The sequence below is a fragment of the Lentzea sp. NPDC020367 genome, from assembly GCF_044387305.1.
Taxonomy (GTDB): domain Bacteria; phylum Actinomycetota; class Actinomycetes; order Mycobacteriales; family Pseudonocardiaceae; genus Lentzea.
Genome location: NZ_JBIRVV010000004.1, coordinates 535,367 through 551,907 on the forward strand (window position 1 = coordinate 535,367; position 16,541 = coordinate 551,907).

At 68.9% G+C, this 16,541-nt stretch carries 15 protein-coding genes; 10 read left to right on the forward strand and 5 right to left on the reverse strand.

Annotated elements, in window-relative coordinates; translation table 11 throughout:
* Positions 1-178: 178 nt before the first annotated feature.
* The gene (locus tag ACH413_RS20215; RefSeq protein WP_360035933.1) at positions 179-904 is read right to left on the reverse strand and encodes a GntR family transcriptional regulator; all 726 of its coding nucleotides are present in this window, start codon (positions 902-904) and stop codon (positions 179-181) included.
* Between the two features lie 98 nt (positions 905-1,002).
* On the opposite strand from ACH413_RS20215, the gene ACH413_RS20220 reads away from it, so the two are divergent.
* Genes ACH413_RS20220 through ACH413_RS20230 form a run of 3 tightly spaced genes read left to right on the forward strand, consistent with a single transcriptional unit; the run spans position 1,003 to position 3,598 of the window.
* Positions 1,003-1,980, forward strand: a complete 978-nt coding sequence (locus ACH413_RS20220; RefSeq protein WP_360035930.1) for a 2-dehydropantoate 2-reductase — start codon at positions 1,003-1,005, stop codon at positions 1,978-1,980.
* A complete protein-coding gene (locus ACH413_RS20225; RefSeq protein WP_360035927.1) occupies positions 1,981-2,904 on the forward strand; it encodes a LysR family transcriptional regulator in 924 nt (307 codons plus the stop codon).
* Between the two features lie 46 nt (positions 2,905-2,950).
* Positions 2,951-3,598 (forward strand): hypothetical protein, encoded by a 648-nt coding sequence (locus ACH413_RS20230; RefSeq protein WP_360035924.1) that lies wholly within the window; start codon positions 2,951-2,953, stop codon positions 3,596-3,598.
* Between the two features lie 3 nt (positions 3,599-3,601).
* On the opposite strand, the gene ACH413_RS20235 is transcribed toward ACH413_RS20230, so the two are convergent.
* A complete protein-coding gene (locus tag ACH413_RS20235; protein ID WP_360035921.1) occupies positions 3,602-4,480 on the reverse strand; it encodes an AraC family transcriptional regulator in 879 nt (292 codons plus the stop codon).
* Between the two features lie 112 nt (positions 4,481-4,592).
* Here ACH413_RS20235 and ACH413_RS20240 point away from each other — a divergent pair, with 112 nt between their 5' ends.
* A complete protein-coding gene (locus ACH413_RS20240) occupies positions 4,593-5,630 on the forward strand; it encodes an aldo/keto reductase (protein ID WP_360035919.1) in 1,038 nt (345 codons plus the stop codon).
* Here ACH413_RS20240 and ACH413_RS20245 read toward each other — a convergent pair.
* Positions 5,620-6,450, reverse strand: a complete 831-nt coding sequence (locus tag ACH413_RS20245; RefSeq protein ID WP_360035916.1) for an alpha/beta hydrolase — start codon at positions 6,448-6,450, stop codon at positions 5,620-5,622. The genes ACH413_RS20240 and ACH413_RS20245 overlap by 11 nt on opposite strands.
* Positions 6,451-6,542: 92 nt before the next feature.
* Between ACH413_RS20245 and ACH413_RS20250 the strand changes: the two genes are divergently transcribed.
* Complete coding sequence (locus ACH413_RS20250; protein WP_360035913.1) at positions 6,543-7,118, forward strand: TetR/AcrR family transcriptional regulator; 576 nt, start codon at positions 6,543-6,545, stop codon at positions 7,116-7,118.
* Here ACH413_RS20250 and ACH413_RS20255 read toward each other — a convergent pair.
* A complete protein-coding gene (locus ACH413_RS20255; RefSeq protein WP_360035910.1) occupies positions 7,115-7,777 on the reverse strand; it encodes a hypothetical protein in 663 nt (220 codons plus the stop codon). The genes ACH413_RS20250 and ACH413_RS20255 overlap by 4 nt on opposite strands.
* A gap of 166 nt (positions 7,778-7,943) precedes the next feature.
* On the opposite strand from ACH413_RS20255, the gene ACH413_RS20260 reads away from it, so the two are divergent.
* From ACH413_RS20260 to ACH413_RS20280, 5 genes are read left to right on the forward strand one after another with little or no spacing between them, the layout of a single operon-like run.
* Complete coding sequence (locus ACH413_RS20260) at positions 7,944-9,869, forward strand: molybdopterin-dependent oxidoreductase (protein WP_360035907.1); 1,926 nt, start codon at positions 7,944-7,946, stop codon at positions 9,867-9,869.
* Complete coding sequence (locus ACH413_RS20265) at positions 9,870-11,639, forward strand: NAD(P)H-dependent oxidoreductase subunit E (protein ID WP_360035904.1); 1,770 nt, start codon at positions 9,870-9,872, stop codon at positions 11,637-11,639. It abuts the gene before it with no gap.
* Positions 11,636-12,493, forward strand: a complete 858-nt coding sequence (locus ACH413_RS20270; protein ID WP_360035901.1) for a 2Fe-2S iron-sulfur cluster-binding protein — start codon at positions 11,636-11,638, stop codon at positions 12,491-12,493. The genes ACH413_RS20265 and ACH413_RS20270 overlap by 4 nt, the downstream gene beginning before the upstream one ends.
* 35 nt (positions 12,494-12,528) lie before the next feature.
* A complete protein-coding gene (locus tag ACH413_RS20275; RefSeq protein ID WP_360035898.1) occupies positions 12,529-14,070 on the forward strand; it encodes an aldehyde dehydrogenase family protein in 1,542 nt (513 codons plus the stop codon).
* Positions 14,067-15,053 carry an acyl-CoA dehydrogenase family protein gene (locus tag ACH413_RS20280; protein ID WP_360035895.1) on the forward strand — a complete coding sequence of 329 codons (987 nt, stop codon included), beginning with the start codon at positions 14,067-14,069 and terminating at the stop codon, positions 15,051-15,053. The genes ACH413_RS20275 and ACH413_RS20280 overlap by 4 nt, the downstream gene beginning before the upstream one ends.
* On the opposite strand, the gene ACH413_RS20285 is transcribed toward ACH413_RS20280, so the two are convergent.
* On the reverse strand, positions 15,039-16,538 hold the full coding sequence (locus ACH413_RS20285; protein WP_360035892.1) for a thiopeptide-type bacteriocin biosynthesis protein: 1,500 nt from the start codon (positions 16,536-16,538) through the stop codon (positions 15,039-15,041). The genes ACH413_RS20280 and ACH413_RS20285 overlap by 15 nt on opposite strands.
* Positions 16,539-16,541: the final 3 nt, after the last annotated feature.

A 16,541-nucleotide genomic window follows, 5' to 3' on the forward strand; every position in this document is an offset into this window, starting at 1 on the left:
CTTGTCCACCGGATGCCCATCGTGCGGGTACCCGGCGGGAAACCTCTCGCGGGTCTCCGTTGACCCCGTCCCTGTTGCGATTCAGCATACTGCGTTTTGTATGCAATCGGCCGCCATCGTGTCGCGGATCACCCGTACGGTACCAAATGACCGAATTGGGTGATCTGAGAGTAATGGATCAGTCGCTGTCCGTAGAGCTTTCGGGCGTCTTGCGGTCGTGATACGTCTGGCGGGTCTGCTCCGCGTGGTTGTGCATGACCTCGCCGGCCCGCTCCGCGTCGCCATCGGCGATGGCCGTGACCAGCTCGGCGTGCTCGTTCCAGGAGTCGCGGCTGCGCGGGCGGGCGATCGGCGTGTAGTACCAGCGCACCCTGCGGTCGACCAGTCCGATCATCTCGGACAGGACCTTGTTGCGGCCGATCGCCGCGACGGCCGCGTGCAGATCGGCGTTCGCCTTGACCAGGCGCTCGACGTTCGCGGTGACCAGGGCCTCCTCACCGGCCTTCTGCAGCTTCCTGAGAAGCTTCACGTCGGACGCGGTCGCGTGCTCGGCGGCGAGCTTGGCGGAGTAGGTCTCCAGCACGCTGCGCACGGCGAGCAGCTGGTCGGCCTCCTCCTCGGTCGGGGTGTGCACGAAGGCGCCCTGGGCGGGACGCAGGTCGACCCAGCCGTCGGTCTGCAGTCGTTGCAGGGCCTCGCGCACCGGCTGCCTGCTCACGCCCAGGTACTCGGCCAGCTCGGCCTCGACCAGGTGCTGGCCGGGGGCGAGGGTGCGGTTGACGATGAGCTCGAGCAGAGCGTCGTAGACGGCCTGTCGCAGCGGTGCGGGACGTTCGACCCGGCGGGTCGCGGCGGCACTGAGTGAGCCGCGAGGTGCCCGGCGGCCACTGGGCAATGAGGTCATGCCGGACAGAATACAGCTTTTGGTATGCAAAAAGCACTTCTAGAGAAATACCCGTGTTGTCCGTATACTGTATGCAATCCTGACGAGCGGGGCGTGCTATGAGGATCGCTGTTCTCGGAGCCGGAGCGATCGGTGCCTACGTCGGTGCGGCTTTGCATCGTGCGGGCGTGGAAGTCCATCTGATCGCGCGTGAAGCCCATCTCGCCGCAATGCGCGAGCACGGCGTGCGGGTGCTGAGTCCGCGCGGTGATTTCACCGCGCGTCCACATGCGACCTCCGATCCCGCCGAGGTGGGAGAGGTCGACTACGTTTTCCTCGGTCTGAAGGCGTATTCCTACGCGTCGTCAGGCGATCTGCTGGCACCGCTGATGGGCCAGGACACCGCCGTGATCGCGGCGCAGAACGGGATCCCGTGGTGGTACTTCCACGGCATGACCGGGCATCCCCTTGAAGGACAACGGATCGAGGCCGTAGATCCCGGCGGGTCCGTCACCGCCGTGCTGCCCATGGAACGGGCGATCGGCTGCGTCGTCTACTGCTCGACCGAGATCGAGGCGCCGGGGGTGATCCGGCACCTGGAGGGCACGCGGTTCTCCATCGGCGAGCCGGACCGGTCGATCTCCCCGCGGTGCGTCGCGCTGAGCGAGGCGATGATCGCGGGCGGGCTGAAGTGCCCGGTGGAGAAGGACGTCCGCGAGGACATCTGGATCAAGCTGATGGGCAACGTGGCGTTCAACCCGTTGAGCGCGCTGACCCGCGCGACGATGGTGGAGATCTGCGACCACTCGGACAGCCGCGACCTGGTGGCCCAGATGATGGCGGAGACCCTGACCGTCGCACGGGCCGCGGGCTGCGATCCGCAGATCTCCATCGACAAGCGCATCGACGGCGCCCGCCGCGTCGGGCACCACAAGACGTCGATGCTGCAGGACCTGGAGGCCGGCAAGCGGCTGGAGATCGACGCGATCATCGCCGCGGTGGTGGAGATCGCCGAGCTCACCCGCGTGCCGGCACCGACGCTGCGGCACGTCTACGCGGCGATCGACCTGCTGTCGCGCACGTCGCTGGTGTCGTAGTTGTTGCTGCGTCAGCTGGAGTACCTGGTCGCCCTGGCGCGCGAACGCCACTTCGCGCGTGCGGCCGAGGCGTGCCACGTGTCCCAGCCGTCGTTGTCGGCGGCGATCAGCAAGCTCGAACGCGAACTCGGGGTGCCGATCGTGTCCCGCGGCCGCCGGTTCGAGTCGCTGACGCCTGAGGGGGAACGGGTCCTGTTGTGGGCGCACCGCATGCTCGCGGATCGCGACGCGCTGCGGCAGGACCTGTCCCGCATGAGGGAGTCGCTGTCGGGGGTGCTCCGGATCGGAGCCATCCCGACGGCGCTCCCGGTCGCGCCTCTGCTCACGGCGCCGTTCTGCGAGCGCTACCCGCACGTCCGGGTCACGCTGGAATCGTTGTCCTCACAGGAGATCGTGCGGCGGCTCGAGGAGTTCGAGATCGACATCGCGATGACCTACGTCGACGGAACCATGCGCGCGATGCCGTTGTACGAGGAGCGGTACGTCCTGCTGACGCCCGCCGACGAGGAGATCGCCTCCCGCCCGGTGGCGCGGTGGGCGGACGTGGCCGCGCTGCCGTTGTGCCTGCTGACCTCCAACATGCGCAACCGGCGGATCCTCGACTCGGTCTTCGCCGACGCCGGCGTGCAGCCCGTGCCGGTGATCGAGGCCGACACCGTGGCGACGCTGTGGGCCCATGTGGCGACTCGGAAGTGGTCGAGCGTCATCGCCCACGCGTGGTTGCAGATGTTCGGTACGCCGGAAGGGATGCGTGTGGTGCGCATCGAGGATCCCCAGCGGGTGCCGCGCATCGGGCTCGTCGTGGGGGACCAGGAACCGGTGTCGATGCTGGCGCAGGCGATGCTCGGGCTCACCCGCGGGCTGGACGTGCGCGGGGAGCTGGAACGCATGCTGCACAAGCACCTCGACCGCCGGGACCTGTGACGGCTCCGGCTAAGCTCCTCCCGAACGTGAGACCTGGGGGAGCAACATGAACATCCGCATTTGTGCTGCCGTCGCGGTGGTGGTCGCCCTGACCACGGCCTGTGGTGGCGAGCCGGTGGCCGCACCGCCGGCCACGACCACCACGACTGTTGTGGCACCCACTCCGGCGGAACTGGACCAGCGCGCCAAGGCGGCGATCGCCCCACCCGGCGCGTTCGACGCGATGGGCGGTCAGATCAGGCAGAGCACGCCGGCAGGCGACGACGAGCCCGGTGCGGACGGCGAGATCGTCACCACCCTCTGCGGGAGCAGCGAGATGCGCGTCGACGGCACCTCGGTCGCCCGGACCCGTGTCTGGTCGGGACGGGTGAACCTGTTCCAGCGGGTGCACGCCATGTCCGACCGCACTGCGGCCACGCTGGTGACGGCCGTGGAGAGGAGGCTCACCGGATGCGCCAAGAACCGCAGCGCCGAACAGACCGGGGCGGTCACCAAACCTGAGGGTGTGGACGACTTCTACGCGCACTGCGAGGCGAACCCGGATCCTGAACTGGTTCCGTGGTCGTGTCACGCGATGATGGGCCGCGGCACGCTCATCACCGTCGTGGTGGCGTCCGGCCAGACCAAGGCGGCGGCCGAGGCCCAGTTGACCTCCGTGGTGCCGATCTTCGCGCAGTCGTTCGTCAAGGCCTGACCGCTACTCCTGGACGATAGACGCGTTCTGCAACCGGAGCGCGTCCTGTCCCGGTGGTGCGCCGAACATCCGCCGGTACTCGCGGCTGAACTGCGACGGGTTGTCGTAGCCGACGGAGTAGCCGATCGCGGCCACGTCGTGCGGTGCGGTGATGAGCGCGGCACGAGCCCGTTGCAACCGGATCTGCTTCTGGTACTGCAACGGGCTCAGCGCGGTGACGGCGCGGAAGTGCCGGTTGAGGGTCGGGACGCTGGTGCCGACGTCGGCGGCGAGGTCGTCGATGCGGATCACCCGGTCGTAGCGGGCCTTGATCCACGCGATGGCGCTCGCGACGAGGGTCAGGCGGCTGTCGGCCGTGCCCGCCTGCCGCATCAGCGCCGCCTGCGGGCCGTTGAGCAGCCGCCAGTGGATCTCGCGCCGCACGGACGCGCCGAGCACCCGCAGGTCGCGCGGCTCGTCCAGCAGGCGCAGCAGTCTGGCGAGCGGATCGAGCACCCCGTCCCCGGCGTCGCTGATGGAGATGCCGGGGCCGTCGTGCGGGCGGATCTTCGCGGGGCCGCCGTCCACGAGCAGTTGCGCGATGGTCTTCGGCTCCAGTTTCAGGCCCAGTGCGAGGAACGGGGCGTTGGTGACGTGGCCGGTCAGCGGGAGGTCGACCGTCACGACCGCGATCTGGCCTGGGCCGTGATCGAACGTGTGAGCACCGAGAACCGTGCGTTTCGTGCCCTGGGCGACGAGCGTGAGCACCGGTTCGGTGACGGTGCACATGGGTTCGGTGACCCGGTCGGCGGCGAACACGAACACGCCGCCGATCCACAGTGGACGGCCGGGGGCGCCGGCGTGCCGGAGGATCCCGCGGCGGATCTCGTCCAGGTGCGTCATGGCTCCCAGTCTCGCACCGCCTGCTCCCTGCTGCTCCGAAGCTGAGCGGATCGTGCAACGGACCGAGCCCATCGGTCTAGGTGATCACGCCGCCGGGACCTTGAATCGGGTTATGTCCCTTGATTCCTACATCACCCTCGGCCGCTCCGGCCTGCGCGTCAGCCCGTTCACCCTCGGCACGATGACCTTCGGCGAGGACTGGGGCTGGGGCAGCAGCCCGGAGGAGTCCGCGAAGATCCTCGCCTCCTACGTGGAGCGCGGCGGCAACTCGATCGACACCGCCAACATGTACACCGCCGGGCACTCGGAGAAGATCATCGGCGACTTCTTCGCGGACCGCCCGTCGTTGCGCGACCGCGTGGTGCTCGGCACGAAGTTCTTCTGCAACCTGCACGTCGGCGACCCGAACGGCGGCGGGCCCGGCCGCAAGGCGATCGTGCACCAGCTGGAGGACTCGCTTCGCCGGTTGCGGACCGACCACGTGGACATCTACTGGCTGCACAACTTCGATCCGGCCACGCCCGTCGAGGAGACGCTGCGCGCGCTCGACGACCAGGTGCGCGCCGGCAAGATCCGCTACGTCGGGTTCTCCGACATCCCGGCCTGGGCGACGGCCGAGGCCGCGACGCTCGCCCGGTGGTACGGCTGGTCGCCGATCATCGCGCTCCAGCTGTGCTACTCGCTGCTGGAGCGCACCTCGGAAGGCGAGCTGATCCCGATGGCGCAGGCCATGGGCATGGGCGTGCTGCCGTGGTCGCCTCTGGCGGGAGGTCTGTTGTCCGGCAAGCACTCCGGCGACCGCGGCCAGGCACCGAGCGCCGCCGAACAGGCCGTGATCGACGCTGTCACCGCCGTGGCCGACGAGATCGGCGTCCCCGCCGCCCAGGTCGCCCTGGCGTGGCTGCGCGGACGGCCGGGCGTCAGTTCGGTGGTGATCGGCGCCCGCCGCGTCGACCAGTTCGAGACGAACCTGGGCGCGCTGGACGTGACCCTGTCCGACGCCCAGCGCGCCGCGCTCGACGAGGTGTCCGCGCCGAAGCTGAACTTCCCGGCCGACAACAACCGTCAGCTCGCGCCGATGCTGCAGTTCGCGGGGGCCACTGTGGACGGACGACCGTCCGCGGTCTACCCGTCGCTGGTCACGCGCTGAGGAACTCGAGCGCCTGCTCGACGAACAGCTCGTGGTGCTGGAACAGAGCACCGTGCCCGGCGTCCGGGTAGATGCTCAACTTCGCGTTGGGCAGGTACTTCGCGAGGTTGAACGAGCTGATCGTCGGGGTCATGATGTCGTTGTCCCCGTTGACGACGAGCACCGGCTGGCTGACCTTCGCGAGGCCCTCGGGCGAGCTCTGCTCCCACTTGGCCAACGCGGTCGCCTGCGCGCCGATGGTCTCGTTCGTCACCTCGGCGTCGCGGTCCTCCGTCCGCTCGTTCAGCCGCGCGAGGAACTCGTCGGCTGCCCGCTGGCTGGAGTCGCTGGGGGAGAAGAACAGCACGTGCTTCGGGTGCTTGCCCACCGCCGCCGACTCGTGCAACGCGCCCTGCAGCAACGCCAGCGCGTTGCCGGCTCCGGCGTCACCGGCGGGCGAGGTCCCGGCGAGGATCATCCGGCGCACCAGACCGGGTTCCTGCTGGGCCAGCACCTGGGCGATCATGCCGCCCATCGACACGCCGAGCAGGTCGACCTCGTCGAACCCGAGTGCGCGCAGGAATCCGGCGAGGTCGGCAGCCATCGCCTCCATGCTGTCGGGCGTGGTGCCGCCGGAGCCGCCCACCCCGCGCAGGTCGACCAGGACCACCCGGTGCCGCTCGGCCAGCCCGTCCACGACCGCGGGGTCCCAGTCGTCGAGCACCGCGGTGAAGTGGTGCAGGAACACCAGCGGAACACCCTCGGTGAGGCCGATCTCGCGGTAGGCGAACGGGGTGCCGTCGACGTCGACAGTGCGCGTGACAGCGGAGTTTGCAGACATGGTCCCTCACGGATTCATAGAATAACGATCGCTATGTAACGAGCGTTATCGTATGATCATGACCCCGGTGGAAGTCAAGTGGGGAGTTCGGCGTGCGGTACGCGAAGGACCACAAGGAGCAGGCCAGGGCCGCGATCCTGGAAGCGGCCGGACGCCGGTTGAAGGAAAAGGGCTTCCACGGCGTCGGCGTGGACGGTCTCGCCTCGGCCGCCGAGGTCACCTCCGGCGCGATCTACTCCCACTTCGGGAGCAAGGAAGGGTTGCTGGAACAGGTGATCCGCGCGAACGTCAGTCCGGAGTTCGAGGCGTTGCAGGTCGCCGACACGGACGAACGACGACGCAAGCTCGTCGCGCTCGTCTACAGCTACCTGAGCGAGGAGCACTGCGAGGGCGTCGCCGACGGCTGCGTGCTCACGGCGCTCACGGCGGACGTGGCCAGGGCCGGCGACTCGGTCCGCGAGGTCTACCAGCTGCAGATCTCCCGCATGGTCGCGCTCGTCCTGCCCGCTATGCCCGGTGACTTCGAGGAGCAGCGGCGGCGCGCGTGGGCGCTGGTGGCTTCGATCATCGGCGCGGTGTCGGTCGCGCGCGCACTGCCGGCCGGAGCGCACCGCGACGCCGTTCTCCAGTCCACGCTGCGGTCGATCGAGGAGTCGATCGCGGCTTAGGCCCGCCACACCCGGACGGAGAAAACGATGAAGCCGTCCGGGTCGTTCACGCCGAGTGCCACGGTCTTGACGCGGGCCCAGCCGATCTGGCCGTCCGAGGTGCGGAAGCAGTACTGCGTCCCCACGGCGGTCGGTAGCGCCGCGGGTTCGTTGTTCTTCCTGGCGGTGACGGCGTCGGTGCACCGCTTCTCGGCCCCGTCCTCGTGGCCCCGGTCGGTGAGGAAGCCGGTTCCGTTGGCCTCCAGGAGAGTGCGGTCGGTCAGGTAGAGGTCGGTGTCGTCAGTGGCGCCGGCGCCAGGCCTGGCCGAGTTGTCGTCCCCGTCGACGTCGGCGCCGGTTGCCCGGGTCAGCCGGATCTCTTTTGCCTGTGGGCCGTTCGCGGGTGCGTTGGTCGGGCTCGCGGAGCCGTTCTGCGCGGTCGCCGGTGACCCGCCGGCCGGCCCGTCCGTCGCGATGAGCTTCCACGCCGTGAACCCGATTGCCAGGGTCAGAACCACGCCCGCGATCACACCGAACGCGCCCAGGCTGACCGTGGTCGAGCGAGAGTGGGTCGAGTTGCCCAGGTGTGCGTCGCCGCCGATCTCACCTGCCTGGTAAGCGGTTCCGGAATCCCGTGTTCGCGCGTCGTTGGCGTACCGCGGGCCGTCTGGTTCGGTCATGTCCGTCCTCGTCCTGCCGTTCGTTTGACAGACAACCGATCGGGGTTCGGGTCCGAAGCGTTTCACCGATTCCAGTCGATGAGGCCAGGTCGGCGGGCACGATCCCGCATCTGGGGCTAGCGCATACCGAAGATTGCATACAGTATGGGCGGAGGAGGTGCAGACGATGAGCAGGCGGAAGAAGACCGAGCCCTACGTGCGGCTGACCCAGCCACTGGTGCGCGACGCGGGAGTCCTGCGGCCGGCCACCTGGGACGAGGCGCTGGACAAGGCAGCAGAGGGCTTCCGCAGGAACGTGGCCAGCGGTGGTCCGGACGCGTTCGGCATGTTCTCCTGTGCGCGGGCCACCAACGAGATGAACTACATGGCCCAGAAGTTCACCAGGGCTGTCATCGGCACGAACAACGTCGACTCGTGCAACCGCACGTGTCACGCGCCGAGTGTGGCCGGTCTGGCCAAGGTGTTCGGCAGCGGCGGCGGTACCTCCTCCTACCAGGAGATCGAGGACGCCGACCTGATTGTGCTGTGGGGCTCGAACGCGCGGGAGGCGCACCCGATCTTCTTCCAGCACGTGCTGAAGGCGGTCAACAAGGGCGCGAAGCTGTACGTGGTCGACCCCCGGCTGACCAGCACCGGCAAGTGGGCGCACGGGTGGTTGCGGCTCAAGGTCGGCACGGACATCCCGCTGGCGCACGCCATCGCGCGGGAGATCATCGCGTCGAACCTCACGAACATGTCGTTCGTCGAGCGCGCGACCGAGGGTTTCCAGGAGTTCGTGAAGGCCGTCGAGCCGTGGACGCTGCCCGTCGCCGAACTCGAGACCGGGGTGCCGGCCGAGCTCATCCGCGAGCTTGCGCACGCCTACGCCAAGGCGGACCGCGGCCAGCTGAGCTGGACGCTCGGCATCACCGAGCACCACAACGGCACCAACAACGTGCTGAGCCTCATCAACCTGTCGTTGCTCACGGGGCAGGTCGGGCGGTACGGCGCGGGGCTGAACCCGTTGCGCGGGCAGAACAACGTGCAGGGCGGCGGCGACATGGGCGCCATCCCCGACCGGCTGCCCGGCTTCCAGGACATCACGGATCCGAGCGTCGCCAAGAAGTTCAACGACGCGTGGGGCTCGAACTTCAAGGCCTCCAAGGGCTGGAACCTCACCCAGATGCTGGAGGCGATGGAACGCGGTGACATGACCACCGTCTACATCATCGGAGAGAACCCGGTGCAGTCCGAGGCCGACTGCGAGCACACGATCAAACGACTGTCCAACTTGGACCACGTCGTGGTGCAGGACATCTTCCTCACCAAGACCGCGCAGCTCGCGCACGTCGTGCTGCCCGCAGCGGCGGCGTGGTGCGAGACGGACGGCACGTTCACGAACAGCGAGCGCCGGGTCCAGCGGGTCAGGAAAGCGTTGACACCACCCGAGGGCGCGCGCGACGACATCGAGATCATGGGTGAGATCGCGACGCGGCTCGGTGCGGACTGGCAGCACAAGACCGGCGAGGACGTCTGGGACGAGCTGCGCAGCCTGTCACCGATCCACACCGGCATGACCTACGACCGGCTCGAGAAGCTCGGCGGCATCCAGTGGCCGTGCCCCAGCGAGGACTCCCTCGAACCCAGCTTCCTGCACGGCAGGCTCTGGGAGGACGACCCGGTCAAGCGCGGCATGCCCGCGACGTTCTCGCCGGTGCCGCACAGCCCGCCGGTCGACGAACTGACCGAGGAGTTCCCGTTCCGACTCACCACCGGCCGCCGGCTCGACTCCTACAACACCGGGGTGCAGTCGAGCGGCTTCGAGTCGCCGCTGCGCATGGGCGAGACGCTCGACCTCTGCCCGCAGGACGCCCAGATGCTCGGGGTGGAGGCCGGCGAGGAGGTGGCGATCACCAGCAGGCGCGGGCAGATCCAGGCGCCCGTGCGGATCGACGACGGACTGACGCCGGGTCTGGTGTTCATGACGTTCCACTTCCCGGACGAGATCGACGTCAACATCATCACGATCGAGGCGACCTGCCCGATCGCCGGCACCGCCGAGTACAAGGCCGCGGCCATTCGCATCGACAAGCTTCCGGTGAAGGTGGGCTGAGTGGATCTCAAACTGCTCGACGTCGAGCCGTCCGAGGCCGAACGCGTCGTCGTGGACCTGTTCACCGGCATGGGCAGGGACCAGTTGCTGCCCGCCCTGCACGCGGTCAACGACCGGGTCGGCTGGATCAGCCAGGGCGCGCTGAACCACATCTGCCGCGTCCTGCACATCCCTCCGGCCGAGGCCTACGGGGTGGCGAGCTTCTACGCGCTGTTCTCGCTGACCGAACGGCCGGCGAAGGTCGTGCACGTCTGCGTCGACCTGGCCTGCCAGGTCAACGGCGCGAAGGCGTTGTGCGACAGGCTGACCGACGAGCTCGGCTCGGCGGGGGCGAAGAGCGGCTGGTTGCGCAGCCCGTGTCTCGGGGTGTGCGAGAAGGCTCCGGCCGCGCTCGCGTTCGAGGCGGGGGAGGTGGCGAAGGAACAGCTCCTGGCGCCCACCCACGCCGGTGAGGTGATCGCGGTGGCGGCCGCCGGTCCCTCCCCTGTGGACGGTGAGCGCGCGGAGGTGCCGCAGGCCGGTGCGGCCGGCCTGCGGCTGCTCAAACGGGTGGGTGTCGTCGATCCGGAGTCGCTCGACGACTACCGGGCGACGGGCGGCTACGCGGCGTTGCGGACGGCTCTCCTCCTGGGCCCGTCCGGGGTGATCCGCGAGGTCACCGACGCCAAGCTGATGGGCCGCGGCGGCGCGGCGTTCCCCACGGGACGCAAGTGGGACGCGACCGCCCGCCAACCCGTCCGGCCGCACTACCTGGTCTGCAACGCGGACGAGAGCGAGCCCGGCACGTTCAAGGACCGGTTGCTGATGGAGGGCGACCCGTTCGCGGTGATCGAGTCCATGACGATCGCCGGGTTCGCGGCCGGCTGCTCGCGCGGCTACCTGTACCTGCGCGGCGAGTACCCGCGGGCGTTGCACCTGCTGCGCAACGCCATCGCCCGCGCGAAGGAGCGCAACTTCCTCGGCGAGAACATCATGGGCCACGAAGGTTTCTCGTTCGACATCGAGATCCGCCGCGGCGCCGGCGCGTACATCTGCGGCGAGGAAACGGCGATCTTCAACTCCATCGAGGGCTTCCGCGGCGAGCCGCGCTCGAAGCCGCCGTTCCCGGTGGAGTCGGGGCTCTTCGGCAAACCGACGGTGGTCAACAACGTGGAGACGCTGGTCAACGTGCCGGTGATCCTCACGGAGGGATGCGAGGCCTACACCCGCATCGGCACCGAGGCCTCGACGGGCCCGAAGCTCTTCTGCCTGTCGGGCAACGTGAGTCGTCCGGGCGTGTACGAGGTGCCGTTCGGCACCACGCTCGGAGAACTCCTCGATCTGGCGGGAGGCGTGCCGCCAGGCCGGGAGCTGCGAGCGGTACTGCTCGGCGGGGCGGCAGGCGGGTTCGTTCGCCCGGACGAGCTCGACCTGCCGCTCACCATGGAGGACGCGCGCGCCGCCGGGACCACGCTCGGCTCCGGCGTCGTGCTGGTGCTCGACGACACGGCCGACCTGGGCAGCTTCCTGTTGCGCATCGCCGCGTTCTTCCGCGACGAGTCGTGCGGCCAGTGCGTGCCGTGCCGGATCGGCACTGTGCGCCAGGAAGAGGCGATGCACCGGTTGGTGGGCAAGCGTCCGCTGAGCACTTCCGCCGCCGATCTCCAGTTGCTGCGCGAAGTCGGGCAGGTCATGCGCGACTCGTCCATCTGCGGGCTGGGTCAAACAGCCTGGAACGCCATCGAATCAGCCCTCGACCGGTTGGGCTACGCGGAGGAGGCGGCATCATGACGATCGTCGAGATCGGGCTTCCGAAGCGACTGGTCGAGCTGACCCTGGACGGCGAGTCCGTGCGGGTGCCGGAGGGCGCGACGATCCTGGACGCCTGTACGGCGCAAGGGAAATCGATCCCGACGCTGTGCTACGGCGACACCCTGGAGCCCGCAAACGCTTGCCGCGTCTGCATGGTCGAGGTCGAAGGCGCACGCACGCTCGTGCCGTCGTGCTCGCGCAAGGTCGAGCCGGGCATGGTCGTGCGCACGGACTCCGAACGCACGCAGCACAGTCGCAAGCTGGTACTGGAACTTCTCGGGTCCGCCACGGACCTTTCCACCACGCCGCACGTGGACGAGTGGATGTCCGCGTGCGGCGCCGAACCTTCTCGCTTCGGTCCGGACGCTGCCACCGTGCAACAACCGATCAAAGTGGACAATCCGCTGTACGTCCGCGACTTGAGCAAGTGCATCATGTGTTACAAGTGCGTCGACGCGTGCGGTGATCAGTGGCAGAACACCTTCGCGATCTCGGTGGCCGGCCGCGGCTTCGACTCGCGGATCTCCACGGAGTTCTCCGTGCCACTGCCCGAAAGCGCTTGCGTCTACTGCGGAAACTGCATCGAGGTGTGCCCGACCGGTGCGCTGAGCTTCAAGCGCGAGCACGACAAGCGCGAAGACGGCACCTGGGACGAAGAGGCCCAGACCCAGACCACGACCATCTGCACGTTCTGCGGTGTCGGGTGCAACCTCACCCTGCACGTGCAGGACAACGAGATCGTCAAGGTCACGTCGCCGCACGAAAGCACGGTCACGCACGGAAACCTGTGCATCAAGGGCCGTTTCGGCTGGCAGCACGTGCAAAACCGCTGAGCAGTGACATCTCCTCTGGAGTGGAGGGCCGCCCAATGCCGTTGATCCTCAAGCCCGGCACGTCGTGGCACGACGTCTACTCGCAGTGTGTGAAAGCCGCACCCGAAGCGTTCCACGACGATCGGTTGCTCAACCACTTCGGCGGCGAGTGGAGTCGTTCCGGCGAGCCGATGCCCGCCACCACGCCGGTCGACGGCTCCACCATCGCGGGCCCGCCGTTCCTCGACTTCGACGTCGCGGGACGAGCCGTGGTCGCGGCCGTCGACCAGCACATCGAGTGGCGCAACGTGTCACTGGCGGAACGCAAGGCCCGCGTGTCGGAGGCGCTGGACGCGCTCACCGAACACCGCGACCTGCTGTCGTTGCTGCTGGTGTGGGAGATCGGCAAGCCGTGGCGGCTCGCGACGGCCGACGTCGACCGCTGCATCGAGGGCGTGCGCTGGTACGTCGAGGAGATCGACTCGATGCTGGCCGGCCGGTCACCGTTGAACGGCCCGGTCAGCAACATCGCCTCGTGGAACTACCCGATGAGCGTGCTGATGCACGCGATGCTGGTGCAGGCGCTGGCGGGCAACGCCGTCATCGCCAAGGCGCCGACGGACGGTGGCGTCAGCTGTCTGACTTTGGCGACCGCGCTGGCCGTGCGGTCGGGGCTGCCGTTGACGCTGGTGTCCGGAAGCGGAGCGGAACTCGCGCCGGTGCTGGTCGGGTCGTCGTTCCTGGGCTGTGTGTCCTTTGTGGGCGGTCGCGACGTCGGCAGCGCCATCGCGACGCGCCTGGTCGACTCGAACCGGCGGCACGTGCTGGAGCAGGAGGGCCTGAACTGCTGGGGCGTTTGGGAGACCGACTCCTGGGACATGCTGGGCACGCAGATCCGCAAGGCCTTCGACTACGGCAAGCAGCGCTGCACGGCCTACCCGCGCTACGTCGTGCAGCGGTCGCTGTTCGACAAGTTCCTGAGCGTCTACCTGCCCGCGGTGCGGGACGTGAAGTTCGGCCACCCGCTCGCCGTCGCTTCACCCGGCGACGAGCTGCCCGAGCTGGACTTCGGGCCGTTGATCAACGACGCGAAGGCCAAGGAGCTCGGCGACGTCGTGGACGAGGCGGTGCGGGCCGGTGGTGTGCCGCTGTACCGGGGATCGCCGGACTCCGGCCGGTTCCTGCCGGGCCAGCAGACCGCCGCCTACCTGGCGCCGGTCGCGATCCTCGACCCGCCGCGCTCGTCGGTGCTGCACCACGCCGAGCCGTTCGGGCCGGTCGACACGATCGTCCTGGTGGACACCGAGGCCGAGCTGCTGGCCGCGATGAACGCCTCGAACGGTGCCCTGGTCGCGTCGCTGGCCTGCGACGACGAGGCCACGGCCCGCCGGCTGAGCGAGGACGTCCAGGCGTTCAAGGTCGGCATCAACAAGCCGCGGTCGCGGGGTGACCGGGACGAGGTGTTCGGCGGCCGTGGCGCTTCGTGGCGCGGTGCGTTCGTCGGCGGCTCGTTGCTCGTGCACGCCGTGACGGAGGGCCCGCCCGACGAACGCACGTACGGCAACTTCCCCTCCTACTCGCTCTACCCGCCGACGTGACGTACCGGGCGGACCTGCTCCGCATCGTGCAGACCGTGGTGGCGCCGAACGCCGCCGACATCGACCAGCACTCCAGATTCCCGCGCGCCGCCCTGAACGCACTGGGCGCGCGCGGCCTGCTCGGAATGACGATCTCCCGCACGGTCGGCGGAGGAGGCCAGGACGTCCGGTCGGCCGGGCGCGTGGTCGAGGAGGTCGCCAAGGTCTGCGGCGCAACGGCGTCCGTCCTGCGCTCGCACTACTCCGCGGCCGCCGTGCTGGACCGCTCCGGCCCGCACTGGTTGCGTGCTGAGATCGCGGCGGGCCGGCACCTGTCGACGTTGGCGGCTTTCGGTCCGTCCGGCGAGATGTCGACGCACGGCGACGTGGTTCAGGTGCGGGCGCGCAAGACCTGGGTGATCGCGGCCGGCGAGGCGGACAGCTACGTCTGGTCGTGCGGCTCGGAGTTGGTGCTCGTTCCCGCCGAGGCACCGGGCCTGCTGGTCCCGGCCGACCACGCCGGGATGGGGTTGCGGGGCACCGTCGCCACCTGCGTGGAGGCGGATCCCGTGCGGGTTCCGGCGTCCAACCTGCTGTGGTCGGAGGAACTGGCGTTCCCGTGGTTCATGGTGCTCGGGGCCGCGGTGTCGCTGGGGCTGATGGAGGGCGCGCTCGCGGTGGCGATCGGACATCTCGGCGGTGGCGACCCGCGCACGCGGTCCGACCTGGCCCGGATGCGCTTGCGGACCGACGCGCTCAGGGTGCTGTACAACGACACGGTGTCCGCGGTGACGTGGCATCCGGAACGGTCGGCCGATCGCGTCCGGCTCCTGGCGGTCACCGCGACGGAGGCCGCCGTCGCGGTGACGGACCTGGCGATGAAGGTGTGCGGGGACGCGGCGTTCCGCCGGGACCTGGGCATCGAGCGCCGGTTCCGGGACGCGCGGGCGGCGGCCGCGATCGAGCCAACGGTCGACGTTCTGCTGGATTCAGTGGAGATCTGAGGCCAGGGGCAGGAAGTAGACGAGTGCGTCGTTCACGCCGTCGAGCCCGATGACGTCGTGGGCGATGTCATCGTAGAACCCGCCCACCAGTCCTGTTTTGATGCCGTGGTTCGCGGCCGTCACCGTCAGGTTCTGGGCCAGGTGCCCGGCCTCGGTGAACGCGAACCGCAGCGCCCTCAGGCCGTAGGTCTGCCGCAGCGAGCCGAGCCTGATGTAGAGGGCCAGGACGGCAGGGGTGCCGGAGAGTTCGGTGGCACCCTCGCCGAACCACATCGAGGTCGCTTCCAGGTCCTCGATCGAGGGCGCCTCACCGAACCAGGTGAGAGCGCGCTCTACTTCGTTGACCTCGTAGCGTCCTCGGGCCAAGCCGTCGACGTTGAGCGCGATGAGCCTGATCCGGGCGCAGTACTGGGCACCGGCGCTCGGGTACGGCCACCTGCCGTCCTTCGGGGACATCGCGTTCCACAGCAGGGTGCCGAGCTGCCCGGCGTTCAGCTCGCCGGTCAGGTCGCGGCTGGTCCTGCGGGCTCTGAGGGTGTCGGTGTCCACTGTGGAAGGCAGTGAGGTGGTGGAGGGCCAGGACTGCCGTGGTTCCGCTGACTTGCGGGGCAGCTGGTCGCTGAAGCCCGGCAGGAACTTGCTCGCCTCCAGGTAACGGCGGTCCGGCGCGGTCTCGCCGTCGTCGTGGAAGTCCGTCAAACCGTTGGGGGACATGGCGGCGGCCGCGGTGGTCCAGCAGATCATGCGCTCTTCGTTGGGCGTGATTCCCATGCGGTTGAGCAGCATGTGCAGCTGCGAGGCCCAGACGTACGGTAGCCAGACGTCGAGGCGCTGCTTGGCCTCGTTGATCGTGGTGCGCCAGTGGGCGATGGCGCCTCGTGGCTCACGGTGCCAGCGCGCGGCGAGGTCGCGGCCGCGTTTGGCGAGCAACTGGTTCGCGGCGTGCTGGGAGCCGATGGTGGGTGCCGGGGCCTGCTCCTGGACGTTGCGCCAGCCGGAACCCAGGCTGCGCAGCCAGCTCGCGGCCTGCGGCAGGTTCAGGTCGAGCGCCTTGGCCGTCGCGATCGTCAGGTCGATGGCGGCGGTGAGGCGCGCGCTGTCGGTGTGGGTGGCCTTGAGCACGGCGACGGCGACTTCGGTGCTGTGGCAGAACACTTCTTCGGCGATCGGCAGCGCCTGCGGGCCGCCGTATCGTTCGGTCTCCGGGACGTACTCGACCTCGCGGACGTCGCCGTGCGGGAGCCAGTCCGGTTCGCCTTGTTCCTGCTGGAAGTCCTGGGCCGCGATGAGTTCTTCCAGTTGCCGCTGGAGTTTGTCGACGTTCTGCGCGTTCTTGATCCTGACGCGGAGGTGCGGACCGGTCTCCCAGTAGCGCAGGAAGTACCACTCGTGGCCGGCCATCGCGGGGGCCAGCGTCTCGGCGACGAACGTGTCGAGGTCCGCTCGGTTCCAGTTGACCCTGCAGTGCAGGCCGGTCCAGGTCACAGC

Excerpts from the sequence above, each read along its gene's own strand:
- ACH413_RS20215 (WP_360035933.1), bottom strand. The coding sequence starts at position 904 with ATGACCTCATTGCCCAGTGGCCGCCGGGCACCTCGCGGCTCACTCAGT.
- ACH413_RS20230 (WP_360035924.1), top strand. The coding sequence starts at position 2,951 with ATGAACATCCGCATTTGTGCTGCCGTCGCGGTGGTGGTCGCCCTGACC.
- ACH413_RS20245 (WP_360035916.1), bottom strand. The coding sequence starts at position 6,450 with ATGTCTGCAAACTCCGCTGTCACGCGCACTGTCGACGTCGACGGCACC.
- ACH413_RS20220 (WP_360035930.1), top strand. The coding sequence starts at position 1,003 with ATGAGGATCGCTGTTCTCGGAGCCGGAGCGATCGGTGCCTACGTCGGT.
- ACH413_RS20270 (WP_360035901.1), top strand. The coding sequence starts at position 11,636 with ATGACGATCGTCGAGATCGGGCTTCCGAAGCGACTGGTCGAGCTGACC.
- ACH413_RS20240 (WP_360035919.1), top strand. The coding sequence starts at position 4,593 with ATGTCCCTTGATTCCTACATCACCCTCGGCCGCTCCGGCCTGCGCGTC.
- ACH413_RS20260 (WP_360035907.1), top strand. The coding sequence starts at position 7,944 with ATGAGCAGGCGGAAGAAGACCGAGCCCTACGTGCGGCTGACCCAGCCA.
- ACH413_RS20235 (WP_360035921.1), bottom strand. The coding sequence starts at position 4,480 with ATGACGCACCTGGACGAGATCCGCCGCGGGATCCTCCGGCACGCCGGC.
- ACH413_RS20255 (WP_360035910.1), bottom strand. The coding sequence starts at position 7,777 with ATGACCGAACCAGACGGCCCGCGGTACGCCAACGACGCGCGAACACGG.
- ACH413_RS20275 (WP_360035898.1), top strand. The coding sequence starts at position 12,529 with ATGCCGTTGATCCTCAAGCCCGGCACGTCGTGGCACGACGTCTACTCG.